Here is a 14,673-nt window from a genome sequence, read left to right as displayed (position 1 = left end):
GCCCGTGTTCAGATTCCGTGACCCAGTGACGGCATGTGCGCGTCCCCACCCCCCCTCAGAGGAGAGAGCAGTCATGCCTGCTGTCAGACCCAGGCACCTTTGCTCCGTAGCCGCCGCCCTCGTCCTGACCGTCGCCGCACCCGCGACCGCCGCCACCGCGGCGGCCGACGCCTCCCTGCGCGAGGTGCTGTTCGTCGGCAACAACTGGGACGGCACCGCGACCGTCCTGAACTCGTCCGGCGACTTCGCCAAGGTCGGCCAGATCAACGTCGTCCCCGACAAGGACGCACGGATCGCCGAGATCAACGCCGACCCCATCAAGTGGATCTACTACATGTCGATCCGCAACGAGGTCGGCCAGGGCCACGACCAGTACGTGGACGACATGTACTCCACGCCGGACGGGAGGTCCGTGGTCGTCTCCCGCCCGAGCTTCGCCGACGTCGTCTCCATCGACCTCGCCACCGACACGATCAACTGGCGTTTCCCGGTGGCTGGTTACCGCGCCGACCACATGGCCGTCTCCCCCGACGGGACGAAGGTCGCGGTCTCGGCGTCCACCGCGAACAAGGTCCAGGTGCTGGACATCGACACCGGCAAGGAGCTGGGCGAGTTCGCCACCGGTGACAAGCCGCACGAGAACGTCTTCAGCCCCGACGGCAAGTACATCTGGAACATGTCGATCGGCGAGGTCACCACCTCGCTCGACGACCCGGTCTGGGACTGGACGAAGGGCGACCGGCACATCACCGTCGCGGACGCCACGACCTACAAGCAGGTCAAGACCATCGACATGCGGGCCCGGCTGGACGCGATCGGGCTGAAGGACTTCTCGGACGCGGTCCGGCCCGCGGCCTTCACACCCGACTGGTCGAAGATGTACTTCCAGGTGTCGTTCTTCAACGGCTTCCTGGAGTACGACATCGCCACCGACAAGATCACCCGGGTGAAGACCCTGCCGGCGAACCCGGCGACCAGCACCGACCGCACCACCTGGCTCCTCGACTCGCGCCACCACGGCATCTCGATGAAGCCGGACGGCACCAAGCTGTGCGTCGCCGGGACGATGGACAACTACGCCACCATCGTCGACCGTGCCACCCTCCAGGAGGGGCTGCTCATCACGGCGTCCACCCCGTACTGGGCCACGGTCAGCGGTGACGGCAAGGACTGCGTCATCTCGGAGAGCGGCGCCGACCAGGTGACGGCCATCGACTTCGGCACCGGTCAGAAGGTGACCTCGGTGCCGGTCGGCGACCATCCGCAGCGTGTCCGGCTCGGCCATGTGCAGGCCGACTGGAGCGGTGCGAAAGGTAGTTGACGGTCCATCATGACCTTCGGCCTCCGGGCTGCGCGGCACCCCGGAGGCCGAAGCGGTGCTCAGAACTTCGCCGCCACCCAGGCGGCCAGCTCCGCCCTGGCCCCGTTGAGCACGGTGGAGCCGGGCGAGGACGCCCCGTTGGTCACCAGCGCGAAGTGCAGCACGCCGGAGTCCGAGTCGGTGAGCAGCAGTCGGCGGCTGCCCGTCCCACCCGGTTCCGCCGCCACCCCGACCGGGGTCGAGGAGGTGTACGACGGGGGCGCGTAGACCGTGCCCAGGTCGGAGACGACAGTGGTGGACGCGGTCGCGAAGGAGGCCGGGAGGTGCAGTTCGGTCGGTGCGGTGGCGCTGCCGGAGCGCCAGACCTGGACGGCGTACTGGCCGGAGCCGACCAGCGCGGCCACGTTCGGCAGCGAGCTGGGCACCGGGTTCCAGGTCAGGGTCGTGGAGCCGTCCCGGGAACGGTCCTCGTAGGTGAAGGCGAGGGTGGCGCCCGAGGTGGCGGACGGGTAGATCCGGTCCAGCAGCCGGGCGTCCTGACGGAGCGTCACAGTACCGGAGTCGGTCGTGTTCACGGCCGACATGTCCTCGTCGTTCCAGGCGTCACCCGAGGTGAGGACCTTGTCGGGGTTGTCGTTCATCAGCTCGTGGTGGCGGCCGCTGTAGATGTCCCACTGCCACTGGGTGCCGGAGAGCACCGGACCGGAGGAGGCAGGGGTGGACCACCAGGTGGCCCCGGACAGACGGGAGTCGAGGGCCTGGTACATCGCCTTGTCGACGGTCGGCGCCTTGCCGGCGGTGGTGCCGGACAGCGGATGCCCGAACTCGCTGACGATCGCGGTGGTTCCGGCCGCCGAGGCGCGGTCGCGGACGGTGCCGAAGTCGGTGCTGTACTGGCCGTCCGAGGCGTTGCCCCACATCAGGATGCCGGAGATGGCCTTCTGGTCGTAGAAGTGGGTGTTGAAGACGTAGCGCGAGCCGAGCGTGCCCGCGTCCAGGAGGCCGCCCTCCTCCTTGGTGACGTTGCCGTTCCAGAAGAGGTTCGGTTCGACGAGGGCGGGCTTGGCGCTCCAGCCGGCCGCGTCCATCCGGGCGCGGAACTTCTGATAGAAGGGCCACAGCCGGCTCTGCTCCCAGGTGCGGGAGGTCTCGCCGGAGTCGTAGGAGCCGGCGTACGGCTCGTTGTACGGGTCGAAGCCGACCACCGCGGCGAACTCGTCGGACGTCAGGTGCTGGGCCAGGTAGGTCATGGTGGTCTGGGCGGTGGCCAGGAAGGCGTCCTGGAGGCCGTGGTTGTTGTGCCAGAAGTCGTACTGGCCGTCCTGGACCGCCGCGTTCTGGGTGATGTTCTGACCCCAGACGAAGCAGATGCCGCAGTACTCGGTCGGGTAGTCGCCGAGCTCCACCGCCCATGCGGGGGCGCCGTCGCCGGTGTACCAGCTGCCCGAGTTGAACAGGTGGCGGGAGTACAGGTCCTGGTGGAAGTCGGGGAAGACTCGGATGCCGGCGTCGAGGAACGCCTGCATCTGCGCCGTCACGTCGGCCAGGTAGCCGGTGTCGACCTGGCCCTGGACGGGTTCGGCATGCGCCCAGGAGAGCAGGAAGCGCACGGCGTTGCCGCCGCCGAGGGCGCGCAGCGCGGTGGCGGACTTCTGCGCGTCGGCGACCGAGGCGAAGGGCAGGCCGCTGTTCTCCTCCAGCTTGGTCTCGCCGGAGACGTTGTAGCCGCGCAGCACGACCTCGCGGCCCTGGCCGTCGGTGAAACGGCCGTTCTGGACGGTGAGCGCGGTGCCGTCGAACCAGAGGGAGCCGGACGGGGTGGCCGCGGTGGCGGACGGGGCGCCCGCCACCGCGAGGAATCCGCAGAGGACAACCAGGACAACGATCAGACGTGCCCGGATATTCGTCATGTCCATTACAGTCGGGTGATTTCCGGACACAGTCAATACTTCTGACTCACGAGTAAGTTGAGTACCGGTGCACTCACCCGGCCACGCGGCCCGCCACGTGCAACAGGTGCTCCTCGCGGCTCAGCGGGTCGCGGCCGGTCCGCGGCCGTCCGGGACCGGCCCCCGCACCACCGGTGCGCAGTGGACGGAGGCGGTCTCCAGCTCGCCCTGCCGTTCCCGATCACCGTTGCCTCCGGCGCGAATGCTCCCTGCACGTGCGCCGGCACCGCTGCGGAGAGGCGGTCGAGGGGCCCTCCGCGCCGGGAGACTCGATCGTCGTGCCCGGTTCGCACTCACACCGGGATGACGCCGGGCCAGTACCGCAGGAAAGAGCGCTGATCCCGGCCGCCGCCGTCCCGGGCGACGAGCGTGCAGAAGAAGTCTATGGACCGGGGTGGGACTCCCGCGGGCCGATGCAGGCGGTCGACCGTGTCATCGTCCAGGACCACGTCCCGGCCGTCGTGCAGAAGCGACTCGACCAGCAGCCGCGACCGCTCGGCGCGGCGGTCCGCATCGTCGGCCTCGGGCTTGGCGAAACGGGCGTCGTAGCCTTCGGGGAAGCCGAGCCCGGTGTCCGGATCGACGACTCGGAGCAACGGGACCGCCCGCCCCAGGCCGTACCGGTCGAGGAAGCGTACGTGGTACCTCGCCATCGCTCGTGACCGCGACGTGTGGGGGGCGGCCACACGCTGCAGAACACTGGCCGCACGCTCGGCCTCACGCGCGACGTCGTGCGGGAGCGTCACGTCGAGATCGAGGGCGATGTCGACCTGGACGGCCTCGTGGTCACCGCTCGCCGCCCTCTCGACACGGCTCTAGAGTGACCTACATCACGCCGCCTGGCTGACATCCCTCGGTCCCGCCGCACGGTCTGGAGGCCACATGACCCACATCAAGGTGACGGTGGACGGCACGCGCTACGAGGACGAGGTGGAACCCCGTCTGCTGCTGGTCCACTACCTGCGCGACCGCCTCGGTCTGACCGGCACCCCGATCGGCTGCGACACCTCGAACTGCGGCGCGTGCACGGTCGACCTGGACGGGGTGACCGTCAAGAGCTGCTCGGTGCTGGCCGTCCAGGCGGACGGCTGCGCGGTGACCACCGTCCAGGGGCTGGCCACGGACGGGGAGTGGACGGCGCTGCAGCGCGCGTTCCACGAGCGGCACGGCCTGCAGTGCGGCTACTGCACGCCCGGGATGATCATGGCGGCCCGCGATCTGCTGAACGAGAACCCGCACCCCACCTCCGACGAGGTCAGGCAGGCCCTGGAGGGCAACCTGTGCCGGTGCACCGGCTACCAGAACATCGTCCGCGCGGTGCTCGCCGCCTCCGGGCAACAGGTACCCGAGGAGGCCACGGCATGACCGACCAGGCCGTGCAGGCCGCGGCACACGAGATCGGCCGTGCCCGGCTGCGCAAGGAGGACGCCCGGCTGATCACCGGCCAGACCAACTGGACCGACAACATCCAGGTCGCCGGACTGCTCCACCTGGCCGTCCTGCGCAGCCCGATGGCGCACGCCCGCATCACCCGCGTGGACGTCTCCCCCGCCCTCGAACGCCCCGGTGTCGTCGCCGCGTTCACCGGCGCCGATCTCGCCGGGAGCCTGGGCTCGCTGCCCTGCGCCTGGCCGGTCACCGAGGACATCGTGCTGCCCGACCACCCGCCGATCGCCGTCGACGAGGTCCGGCACGCCGGCGACCCGGTGGCCGTCGTGGTGGCCCGCGACCGGTACGCCGCCGCCGACGCGCTGGAGGCGATCGAGGTCGACTACGACCCGCTGCCCCCGGTCCTCGACCTGGAGGCCGCCCTCGCCGACGACGCCCCGCTGGTCCACGCGGACAAGGGCACCAACCGCTGCTACACCTGGCCGCTCGCCACCGGCGAGAGCTTCGAGGCGGTACGGCGGCGCGCCGAGGTGACCCTCAAGCGCCGCTACCACCAGCAGCGGCTGATCCCGAACGCCATGGAGCCGCGCGCGGTGGTGGTCACCCCGATCGCCGCCTCCGGCGAGTACACGGTCTACTCGGCCACCCAGATCCCGCACATCCTGCGGATCATGCTGGCCACCGTCACCGGTATCCCCGAGCACAGGCTCCGGGTGATCGCCCCGGACGTCGGCGGCGGCTTCGGCTCCAAGCTCCAGGTGTACGGCGAGGAGGCTGTCGCGCTCGCCGTCGCGCGCAGGCTGGGCCGTCCGGTGAAGTGGACGGAGTCCCGCTCCGAGGGCTACCTCGCCACCCACCACGGCCGCGGCATGATCCAGGACATCGAGGTGGCCGCCACCCGCGAGGGCCGGCTGCTCGGCCTGAAGGTGGACCTGACCGCCGACATGGGCGCCTACCTGATGCTGGTCACCCCGGGCATCCCGATCCTCGGCGCCTTCATGTACCCGGCGATCTACAAGATGGACGCGTACGAGTTCACCTGCACCGGCGTCTTCACCACCCGGACGCCCACCGACGCCTACCGCGGCGCCGGGCGCCCGGAGGCGACCTTCGCCATCGAGCGGATCATGGACGAGCTGGCCGCCGAACTCGGCCTGGATCCCGTGGAGTTGCGGCGCCGGAACTGGATCCGGCACGAGGAGTTCCCGTACACCTCGATCGCCGGGCTGACCTACGACAGCGGCAACTACGAGGCGGCCACCGAGAAGGCCCTCGCGCTGTTCGGGTACGACGGCCTCCGCGCCGAGCAGCGCCGGCGCAACGAGGCCGGTGACACCGTACGCCTCGGCATCGGCGTGTCGACGTACACCGAGATGTGCGGGCTGGCCCCGAGCCGGGTGCTGCGCGATCTGCGGTACGCGGCGGGCGGCTGGGAGGCGGCGAGCATCCGCATGCTGCCCACCGGCAAGGTCGAGGTGGTCACCGGCACCAGTCCGCACGGGCAGGGCCACGAGACCTGCTGGAGCCAGATCGCGGCCGACGTGCTGGGCGTGCCGTTCGAGGACGTCGAGGTGGTGCACGGCGACACCCGCTCCTCCCCGCAGGGCATGGACACCTACGGCTCGCGGTCGCTGGCCGTCGGCGGCGAGGCCGTGCACCGGGCGGCGACGCAGGTGGTCGAGAAGGCGCGGAAGGTGGCCGCGCACCTGCTGGAGGCCAGCGAGCAGGACCTGGAGTTCACCGACGGCGTGTTCGCGGTGAAGGGCTCGCCGGAGGCGCGGAAGACCATCCAGGAGATCGCCTTCGAGACGTTCACCGGCCATGACCTGCCCGACGGCGTGGAACCGTCCATCAACGCCGAGACGGTGGTCGACCCGGAGAACTTCTCCTACCCGCACGGCACCCACCTGTGCGCCGTCGAGGTCGACACGGAGACCGGGAAGACGCAGATCAGGTCGTACGTCTGCGTGGACGACGTCGGCCATGTCGTCAACCCGATGATCGTCGAGGGCCAGGTGCACGGCGGTCTCGCGCAGGGCATCGCGCAGGCGCTGTTCGAGGAGGCCGTCTACGACGACGAGGGCAACCTCGTCTCCGGGACCATGGCCGACTACCTGGTGCCGTCGGCGGCGGACCTGCCGGACTTCGTCACCGACCGGACGGAGACCCCGGCGGCCTCGAACGCCATGGGGGTCAAGGGGGTCGGCGAGGCCGGGGCGATCGCGTCGACGCCCGCGGTGGTCAACGCCGTGGTGGACGCGCTGCGCCCGCTGGGCGTCACCGACGTACGGATGCCGTGCTCACCGCAGCGGGTGTGGCAGGCCCTGCGGTCCGCCCGGGGCGGAACGAGCGAGGAGACCGCCGGCACCGGTCCGGCGCGGTCGGGCCAGTCCGGGCAGGCCGCCCGCTCCGGCGACCTGGGCCAGTACGGTGAGGAGGGTTCCGCATGATTCCCCCCACGTTCGAGTACACCCGCCCGGCCACCGTCGACGAGGCGGTGGGCGCGCTCGCCGACGGAGGCGAGGAGGCGAAGGTGCTGGCCGGCGGACAGAGCCTGCTGCCGTTGCTGCGCCTGCGGCTCGCCTTCCCGGAGCTGGTGGTGGACGTCGGCCGGATCCCGGAGCTGCGCGGGGTCCGCGAGGACGGCGACACGCTCGCCATCGGCGCGCTGACCACCCACCACGACGTCGTGCACGACCCGCTGGTGCGGCGGCACGCCGGGCTGCTGGCGGCGGCCACCGCGACCGTCGCCGATCCCGCGGTGCGGCACCGCGGCACCCTCGGCGGGTCCCTCGCGCACGCCGACCCGGCCGGGGACCTGCCCGCCGTGGCGCTCGCCCTCGACGCCGCACTGGTGGTCGCCGGGCCGGGCGGCCGGCGCACGATCCCGGCCCGGGAGTTCTTCGTCGACTACCTCCAGTCGGCGCTCGCACCCGACGAGCTCCTGGTGGAGGTGCGGATCCCGAAGACGGACGGCTGGGGATTCCACTACGAGAAGTTCCACGCGGTCGCCCAGTCCTGGGCCGTCGTCGCGGTGGCCGCGCTGGTGCGGCGCGAGGACGGGCACATCGCCGAGGCGCGCATCGGGCTCACCAACATGGGCTCCACCCCGCTGCGGGCCGGCGGGGTGGAGCGTGCGCTGTGCGGCGCCGACGGTCCGCAGGCCGTGGCCCGGGCCGCCGAGGCCGCCGCCGAGGGGACCCGGCCCGCGCAGGACCTGTCGGCCTCGCCCGAGTACCGCGAGCACCTCGCCCGGGTGCTGACCAGGCGGGCCGTGCTGACCGCCGCCGGAATGGGGTGAGCGCCGATTCCCCCGATGGACGACCCGGAGCAGGTGGGGGCCCGCCTGGCGGAGACGGGGTACCTCACCGACGAGGGACTGGCCGTCACCTGCTTCCTGGCCCTCAGACTGCACCGGCCGCTGTTTTGCGAGGGCGACGCCGGCGTGGGCAAGACCGCGCTGGCCGCGGCCCTCGCGGAAGCGCTGGGCGCACCGCTGATCCGGCTGCAGTGCCACGAGGGCATCGACGCCTCCCAGGCCCTGTACGACTGGGACTTCCCGCGCCAGCTGCTGCACCTGCGGGCCGCCGAGGCGGCGGGCGTGCAGGACGCGGACCGGCTGGAGAGCGAGCTGTACGACCGGCGCTTCCTGATCGCCCGGCCCCTGCTGCTGGCCCTCCAGCGGCATCCGTCGGTGCTGCTGGTCGACGAGATCGACCGGGCCGACGACGAGTTCGAGGCGTTCCTCCTGGAGCTGCTGTCCGAGTATGCGGTGACGATCCCCGAACTGGGCACGCTGCGGGCCGAGGTGCCGCCGGTGGTGGTCCTTACCTCGAACCGGACCCGCGAGGTGCACGACGCGCTGAAGCGGCGGTGCCTCTACCACTGGTTCGACCATCCCTCCTTCGCCCGCGAACTGGCCATCGTGCGCGGCCGGTTGCCGCAGGTGTCGGCCCGGCTGGCGGAGCAGGTCACGGCGCTGGTGCAGGCGCTGCGGGGCGCGGACCTGGTCAAACCGCCGGGGGTGGCGGAGACGCTGGACTGGGCGGAGGCGCTGGACGCGCTGGGGGCGAGCGAGGTGGACGCCGAACTGGCCGTGGCGACACTGGGTTCGGTGCTGAAGTACCGGGAGGACACGGAGCGGGCGCGCGGGCTCGATCTCTCGGCGGTCCTCGCGGCCCGGGGCGGGTGAGAGGGCATGGGCGCGGCGCTGTCGAGAACGGCCGGGGTGCCGGCCGATGCCGTGCTGCTCGGTTTCGTACGGGCGTTGCGGGCGGCCGGGGTGGACGCGAGCGCGGAGCGCGGGTATGCGTTCGTGCGTGCGGTGGCCGCGCTGCGGCCCGGGATGCGCTCGGACGTTTACTGGGCGGGACGGGCGACGCTGTGCGGCGGCCGGGACGACCTGGAGCGGTACGACAGGGTGTTCGCCGCGTACTTCGGCCCGTCCGCCGCCCCTGCCCGGCAGCCGCCGCGCACCGCTCCCCCGCCCCGGCTGCGGCTCGTCGCCCGGGAGACGGCGTCGGCGCCCCGGACTCCCGGTGCGGGCGAGCCGCCGGGTCCGCCCACGGCCGTCCTGGCCAGCTCCGCCGAAGTCCTTCGCCAGCGCGACGTCACCGAGCTGGATCCCGCCGAGCGGGCCCAACTGCGCCGTCTGCTGGCCGCGTTCACGCTGGAGGGTCGGACGCGTCGCTCGGCGCGGCGCCGGCCGGCCAGGCGCGGGAAGGTCGATCCGCGGCGCACGGTACGGGAGTTGCTGCGGCGCGGCGGAGAACCGGCCCTGCTGCGTCGGCACGCGCGGGTGGCGCGGCCGCGCCGGGTGGTACTGCTCGTCGACGTGAGCGGTTCGATGGGCCCGTACGCCGACGCGCTGTTGCGGTTCGCGCACGCGGCGGTGCGCGCGGGCCGTACGGAGGTGTTCACGGTCGGCACCCGGCTGACCCGGGTGACCCGTGAACTGTCGCACCGGGACCCGGACCTGGCGATGGCGGAGGTCGCCGCCGCGGTCCCCGACTGGCGTGGCGGGACCCGGCTCGGCGAGCTGCTGCGCGAGTTCCTCGACCGGTGGGGGCAGCGCGGCATGGCGCGGGGCGCGATCGTCGTCCTGCTCTCGGACGGCTGGGAGCGCGGCGATCCGCAGCTGCTCGGGGCACAGATGCGCCGGCTGCACGGCCTGGCCCATCAGGTGGTCTGGGCGAACCCGCGCATGGCGCGGCCCGGTTACGCGCCGCTGGCGGCCGGGATGGCCGCGGCGCTGCCCAGCGTGGACGCGTTCGTGGCGGGGCACAGCCTGGCGGCGCTCGAGCGGCTCGCCGCGGTGGTGCGCGGGGCGCGGACCGGTGCCGCGCCGGAGCCGGGCCCCGGGGACAGGCCGGGGACGAGACCGGAGAAGGGAGCGGACGGTGCGTGAGATTCTGCCGACGCTGGCCGGCTGGCACGCGGCCGGGATCCCGTTCGGCCTCGCCACGGTGGTCGCGGTGAGCCGCAGCGCGCCGCGCGGACCCGGTGCGGCCATGGCCGTGGGTCCTGACGACGAGGTGGTGGGCAGTGTGTCCGGCGGCTGTGTCGAGGGCGCCGTCTTCGAGCTGGCCCAGGAGGTCGTCGCGACCGGGGAGCCGTCGCTGCAGACCTTCGGCTACAGCGACGCGGACGCGTTCGCGGTCGGGCTGACCTGCGGCGGCGAGATCACCCTGCTGGTGCGGCCGGTGACCGCGGACTCCGACCCGGCGTTCGGCGCGGTGGCCGGGTCGGTGGCCGCGGGCGAGCCGGTGACGGTGGCGACGGTGGTGGACGGGCCCGCACGGCGGGGCGCCACGCTCGCCGTCTGGCCGGACCGGACGGCGGGCTCGCTCGGCACGACCGGTCTCGACGTCGCCGTCACCGCCGACGCGCGCGGCGAACTCGCGCTCGGCGCCTCCGTCCTGCGGCACTACGGGCCGCACGGCGAACGCCGCGAGGACGCGGTCACCGTGTTCCTCCAGTCGTTCGCGCCGCCGCCCCGGATGCTGGTCTTCGGCGCGATCGACTACGCGGCCGCGGTGGCCCGCATCGGTGACTTCCTCGGCTACCGGGTCACGGTCTGCGACGCCCGCCCGGTCTTCGCCACCCCGAAGCGCTTCCCGGCCGCCGTCGAGGTCGTCGTCGACTGGCCGCACCGCTATCTCGGCGGCACCGCCACCGACGACCGCACGGTGATCTGCGTCCTCACCCACGACCCGAAGTTCGACGTGCCGCTGCTGGAGGAGGCGCTGCGCCGGCCGGCCGCCTACATCGGGGCGATGGGCAGCCGCCGGACCCACGACGAACGGCGCGCCCGGCTGGCCGGGTCCGGTCTCACCGAGGCCGAGCTGTCCCGGCTGCGCTCACCGCTCGGCCTCGACCTCGGCGCCCGCACCCCGGAGGAGGTCGCGGTGTCCGTCGCCGCCGAGATCGTGGCCCTGCGCTGGGGTGGCAGCGGCGCACCGCTGACCACGACGAGCGGTGCCATCCACGCGTCCGCCGTCCGCTGACCGGGCCGACCGCCAGGAGGAGCGAGTCATGCAACTGCACCACGAATTCAGCGTCCCCGTCCCCGTCGACGAGGCCTGGCCCGCGCTCCTCGACATCGAACGGGTCGCGCCCTGCCTGCCCGGCGCGGCCGTCGAGGACTACGACGGCACAACGGTGACCGGCTCGGTGAAGGTCAAGGTGGGCCCGGTGACCGTGACCTACAGGGGCACGGCGGTGTTCGAGGAACAGGACGAGCCGGGCCACCGGATCGTCCTGGTGGCGAGCGGCCGGGAGACCCGCGGGCAGGGCACGGCCCGGGCCACGGTCACCGGGACGCTCACCGCCCACGAGGAGGGCACGGCGGTCTCGGTGGACACCGACCTGACGGTGACGGGCCGCCCGGCCCAGTTCGGCCGCGGGGTGCTGGCGGAGGTGGGCGACCGGCTGGTGGGCCAGTTCGCGAGCTGCCTGGCGGAACGGCTGACCGAGCGGCGCGACGACGGCCCGGAGGCGGTCGACGAGCCGGAGCCGGAGCCGCTGGACCTGCTGCGCACGGCCGGCCTGCCGGTGGCCAAGCGCGTGGCGGCGACGGCAGCGGCGGCCGCCCTGGTCGCCTGGGCGCTGACCAGGCTACGGCGGCGGTGCCGCCCGTCGCGGCGCCGATGACGGCACCGCCCGCCCCTCCTCGGCGCCGGGGACCCGGCCGGACCACGCCCTCCCGCACCGCCCCGCCACGACGCCTCAAGGGGCGCTGGGGGTAACCCGGCCGAAGGCTTGGGGGGAACTGTGCGACCGGCCACGACGGCGCCGCAGCCGCCGACGGCGGCCCTCGGCGCACGGTCAGGCGTCCCGCCACCCACCCGGCAGCAAGGCCGGCGCAAGCACCGCGGCGACCACGTACAGCCCCGCCGACCCCGGCGCCACCTCGTGGAACCCCCGTACGAACCGGTCCTGTTCCCCCGGCCGCCCTGCCACCGCCTCAGTTACCGCGATCCCGACGTGTGGGGGTGTCCGTGATCCGTTCCGGGTCACCACCCGGCGCTGACGTACCCCCTCGGCCCGGCCGCCGTCAGCGTGGCGGCAGCCGGTGCAGGGTCACCTCGGTGAGGGCGCCGTCGGCGGCGGTCGCGGTGAGGTAGGTGCAGTGCGGCTGGCGGCGGCGGTCGGTCGGGGAGCCGGGGTTGAGCAGGCGCAGGCCGCCGGGGGCCGTGGTGTCCCAGGGGATGTGGCTGTGCCCGAAGACCAGGACGTCCAGGTCCGGGAAGCGGGCGGCGCAGCGGGCCTCGCGGCCCTGGGCGGGGCCGGTCTCGTGGACCACTCCGAAGCGCAGGCCGCCGAGGTCGGCGTGGGCCACCTCGGGGAGCCGGGCGCGCAGGCCCGGGCCGTCGTTGTTGCCGTACACCCCGACGAGGCGGCGGCTGCGGCTCTCCAGCAGATCGAGGGTGGCCTCGTCGACCCAGTCGCCGGCGTGCAGGACGACGTCGGCGCGCGGGAGTTCGGCGAGGACCTGGTCCGGGAGCCGCTTGGCGCGCAGGGGGAGGTGGGTGTCGGAGACGAGGAGCAGGCGCACCCGGCCAGCGTAGGCCAGGGAACTCCACAGAAATCATCAGTCCAGGCTTAACAGTTTCGACTGGACAGTTCGGGCTGACGGTTCTACCGTGGGCGCATGGCAGAGATCTCCGACTCCGCGACCCGCGCGGCACGCGACCTGCGCGTGATGTTCAGCAGGATGCGCCGCCGTATCCGCGAGGTCGCCCAGGACGCGGACCTGACCCCGTCGCAGGAGTCGGCCCTCACCCTGGTGTCGAAGCACGGCGCGGCCACGGCCAGTGCGCTGGCCTCCGCCGAAGGGGTGCGGCCGCAGTCGATGGCGGCCACCCTGGCCGCGCTCGACCAGCAGGGGCTGATCCGCCGCAGCCCCGACCCGACCGACGGCCGCCGCCAGCTGGTCACCCTGACCGAGGCCGGCCAGGCCCGTGTCGAGGGCAACCGGCAGGCGCGTGACGAGTGGCTGGCCCGCGCCTTCCAGGACCGCTACACCGAGGACGAGCGCCGGACCCTGCTCACCGCGATCGAGCTGCTCGAACGGCTGTCCCGCCCGTGATACCGAGGCTCACCGCACGAACCGGCAGGGACACCCGCAAGGACACCCGCCCGGCCCCCGCCGGCTTCGACCGGCGGCTGATCGCGCCGATGGTCCTCGGGTCGGTACTGAACCCGATCAACTCCTCGATGATCGCGGTGGCCCTGGTGCCGATCGGCATCGCCTTCGGGGCGCCGCCCGCCGAGACGGCGTGGCTGGTCACCGCGCTGTACCTGGCGACCGCCGTGGGCCAGCCGGTGATCGGCCGGCTCGTGGACATGTACGGACCGCGCCGGCTCTACCTCGCCGGCACCGGCCTGGTGGGCGTCGCCGGGCTGATGGGCGCTCTCGCCCCCTCGCTGGGCGTGCTGATCGCGGCCCGGGTGCTGCTCGGTTTCGGTACGTCGGCCGCGTACCCGGCGGCGATGCGGCTGACCCGCAGCGAGGCCGAGCGCACCGGGCAGGACAGCCCGGCCGGGGTGCTGACCGCGCTCGCCGTGTCCGCCCAGACCGTGGCCGTGATCGGCCCGACGCTGGGCGGGATCCTGATCGGCACCGGCGGCTGGCACCTGGTGTTCACCGTCAACGTGCCGCTGTCCGCGGCCTGTCTGGTGCTCGGCGTGAAGTGGCTGCCGAGGACCGCGACCACCGGGCAGCGGCAGCGCACGGACCTGCCCGGCATGGCCCTGTTCGCCGTCCTGCTGGTCTCGCTGATGCTGTTCCTGATGAGCCCGGGAGCCGACCGCTGGTACCTGCCGGCGCTGACCGTGGCCACGGCCGCCGTCTTCGCGGCCCGGGAGCTGCGGGTGCCCGACCCGTTCGTCGACCTGCGCGTCCTCGGCGGCAACGTCCCGCTCGTCGTCACCTACGTGCGCCAGCTGCTCGCGTACACCACCTCGTACGCCTTCCTGTACGGCTACACCCAGTGGCTGGAGCAGGGCCGCGGCCTCAGCGCCTCCACGGCCGGGCTCGCGCTGCTCCCGCTGTCGGCGGCCGCGCTCGTCACCGCCACGGTCACCGGCCGCCGGGAGGCCGTCCGCGCCAAGCTGGTGATCGGCTCCGTGCTGCAGATCGCGGGGTGCGCGGCCCTGCTGCTGGTCGGCGCCGGCAGCCCGGTCTGGCTGCTGCTCGCGGTCGGCGCGCTGCTCGGCGTCCCGCAGGGCCTGCTCGGGCTGGCCGCGCAGACGGCGCTGTACCGGCAGGCCGACCCGGAGCGCATCGGTTCCGCGGCCGGGCTGCTGCGCACCTTCATGTACCTCGGCGCGCTGGGTTCCTCCGCCGCCACCGCGGCGTTCTACCCGCACCGCGCCGACACGGGCGGGCTGCACGGCCTGGCCCTGTTCATGCTCGCCGGCTCGGCACTGCTGCTGGCGATCACCCTGCCGGACCGCTCCCTGGCCCGGCTCACCCCCGAACCCCGTCAAGCCCCCCGAAAGGCCTGATCC

At 73.1% G+C, this 14,673-nt stretch carries 12 protein-coding genes and 1 pseudogene; 10 read left to right on the top strand and 3 right to left on the bottom strand.

Annotated features, from left to right (window positions below; translation table 11 throughout):
- The first annotated feature begins 73 nt into the window (after positions 1–73).
- A complete protein-coding gene (locus tag AB0472_RS29060) occupies positions 74–1,321 on the top strand; it encodes a YncE family protein (RefSeq protein WP_366360558.1) in 1,248 nt (415 codons plus the stop codon).
- Positions 1,322–1,380: 59 nt separating this feature from the next.
- Here the strand turns inward: AB0472_RS29060 and AB0472_RS29055 are convergent, their stop codons facing one another.
- On the bottom strand, positions 1,381–3,237 hold the full coding sequence (locus AB0472_RS29055) for a cellulase family glycosylhydrolase (RefSeq protein ID WP_366360556.1): 1,857 nt from the start codon (positions 3,235–3,237) through the stop codon (positions 1,381–1,383).
- Positions 3,238–3,563: 326 nt separating this feature from the next.
- A pseudogene (locus tag AB0472_RS29050) lies at positions 3,564–4,061 on the bottom strand (lantibiotic dehydratase); the annotation flags it as partial.
- Between the two features lie 91 nt (positions 4,062–4,152).
- On the opposite strand from AB0472_RS29050, the gene AB0472_RS29045 reads away from it, so the two are divergent.
- Genes AB0472_RS29045 through AB0472_RS29015 form a run of 7 tightly spaced genes read left to right on the top strand, consistent with a single transcriptional unit; the run spans position 4,153 to position 11,811 of the window.
- A complete protein-coding gene (locus AB0472_RS29045) occupies positions 4,153–4,635 on the top strand; it encodes a (2Fe-2S)-binding protein (RefSeq protein WP_366360554.1) in 483 nt (160 codons plus the stop codon).
- Positions 4,632–7,109: a molybdopterin cofactor-binding domain-containing protein gene (locus AB0472_RS29040; RefSeq protein WP_366360552.1), complete on the top strand. Its 2,478-nt coding sequence runs from the start codon at positions 4,632–4,634 to the stop codon at positions 7,107–7,109. The genes AB0472_RS29045 and AB0472_RS29040 overlap by 4 nt, the downstream gene beginning before the upstream one ends.
- Positions 7,106–7,960, top strand: a complete 855-nt coding sequence (locus tag AB0472_RS29035; protein ID WP_366360550.1) for an FAD binding domain-containing protein — start codon at positions 7,106–7,108, stop codon at positions 7,958–7,960. The genes AB0472_RS29040 and AB0472_RS29035 overlap by 4 nt, the downstream gene beginning before the upstream one ends.
- A gap of 15 nt (positions 7,961–7,975) precedes the next feature.
- On the top strand, positions 7,976–8,851 hold the full coding sequence (locus AB0472_RS29030; RefSeq protein ID WP_366360548.1) for a MoxR family ATPase: 876 nt from the start codon (positions 7,976–7,978) through the stop codon (positions 8,849–8,851).
- A gap of 6 nt (positions 8,852–8,857) precedes the next feature.
- On the top strand, positions 8,858–10,066 hold the full coding sequence (locus AB0472_RS29025) for a VWA domain-containing protein (protein WP_366360546.1): 1,209 nt from the start codon (positions 8,858–8,860) through the stop codon (positions 10,064–10,066).
- Entirely contained in the window at positions 10,059–11,165 is a 1,107-nt protein-coding gene (locus AB0472_RS29020; protein ID WP_366360544.1) for an XdhC/CoxI family protein, read from the top strand. Before AB0472_RS29025 ends, AB0472_RS29020 begins: the two co-directional genes overlap by 8 nt.
- Before the next feature lie 28 nt (positions 11,166–11,193).
- Entirely contained in the window at positions 11,194–11,811 is a 618-nt protein-coding gene (locus AB0472_RS29015; RefSeq protein ID WP_366360542.1) for an SRPBCC family protein, read from the top strand.
- A gap of 403 nt (positions 11,812–12,214) precedes the next feature.
- On the opposite strand, the gene AB0472_RS29010 is transcribed toward AB0472_RS29015, so the two are convergent.
- Positions 12,215–12,715, bottom strand: coding sequence for a metallophosphoesterase (locus tag AB0472_RS29010; protein WP_366360540.1), 501 nt, complete (start codon positions 12,713–12,715; stop codon positions 12,215–12,217).
- Between the two features lie 96 nt (positions 12,716–12,811).
- On the opposite strand from AB0472_RS29010, the gene AB0472_RS29005 reads away from it, so the two are divergent.
- Positions 12,812–13,249 (top strand): MarR family transcriptional regulator, encoded by a 438-nt coding sequence (locus tag AB0472_RS29005; protein WP_351711812.1) that lies wholly within the window; start codon positions 12,812–12,814, stop codon positions 13,247–13,249.
- Positions 13,246–14,670 carry an MFS transporter gene (locus tag AB0472_RS29000; protein WP_366360538.1) on the top strand — a complete coding sequence of 475 codons (1,425 nt, stop codon included), beginning with the start codon at positions 13,246–13,248 and terminating at the stop codon, positions 14,668–14,670. The genes AB0472_RS29005 and AB0472_RS29000 overlap by 4 nt, the downstream gene beginning before the upstream one ends.
- Positions 14,671–14,673 lie beyond the last annotated feature (3 nt).

This window comes from Streptomyces sp. NPDC086777, assembly GCF_040702065.1.
Lineage (GTDB): Bacteria > Actinomycetota > Actinomycetes > Streptomycetales > Streptomycetaceae > Streptomyces.
This window is presented reverse-complemented; position numbering and strand designations above follow the sequence as displayed.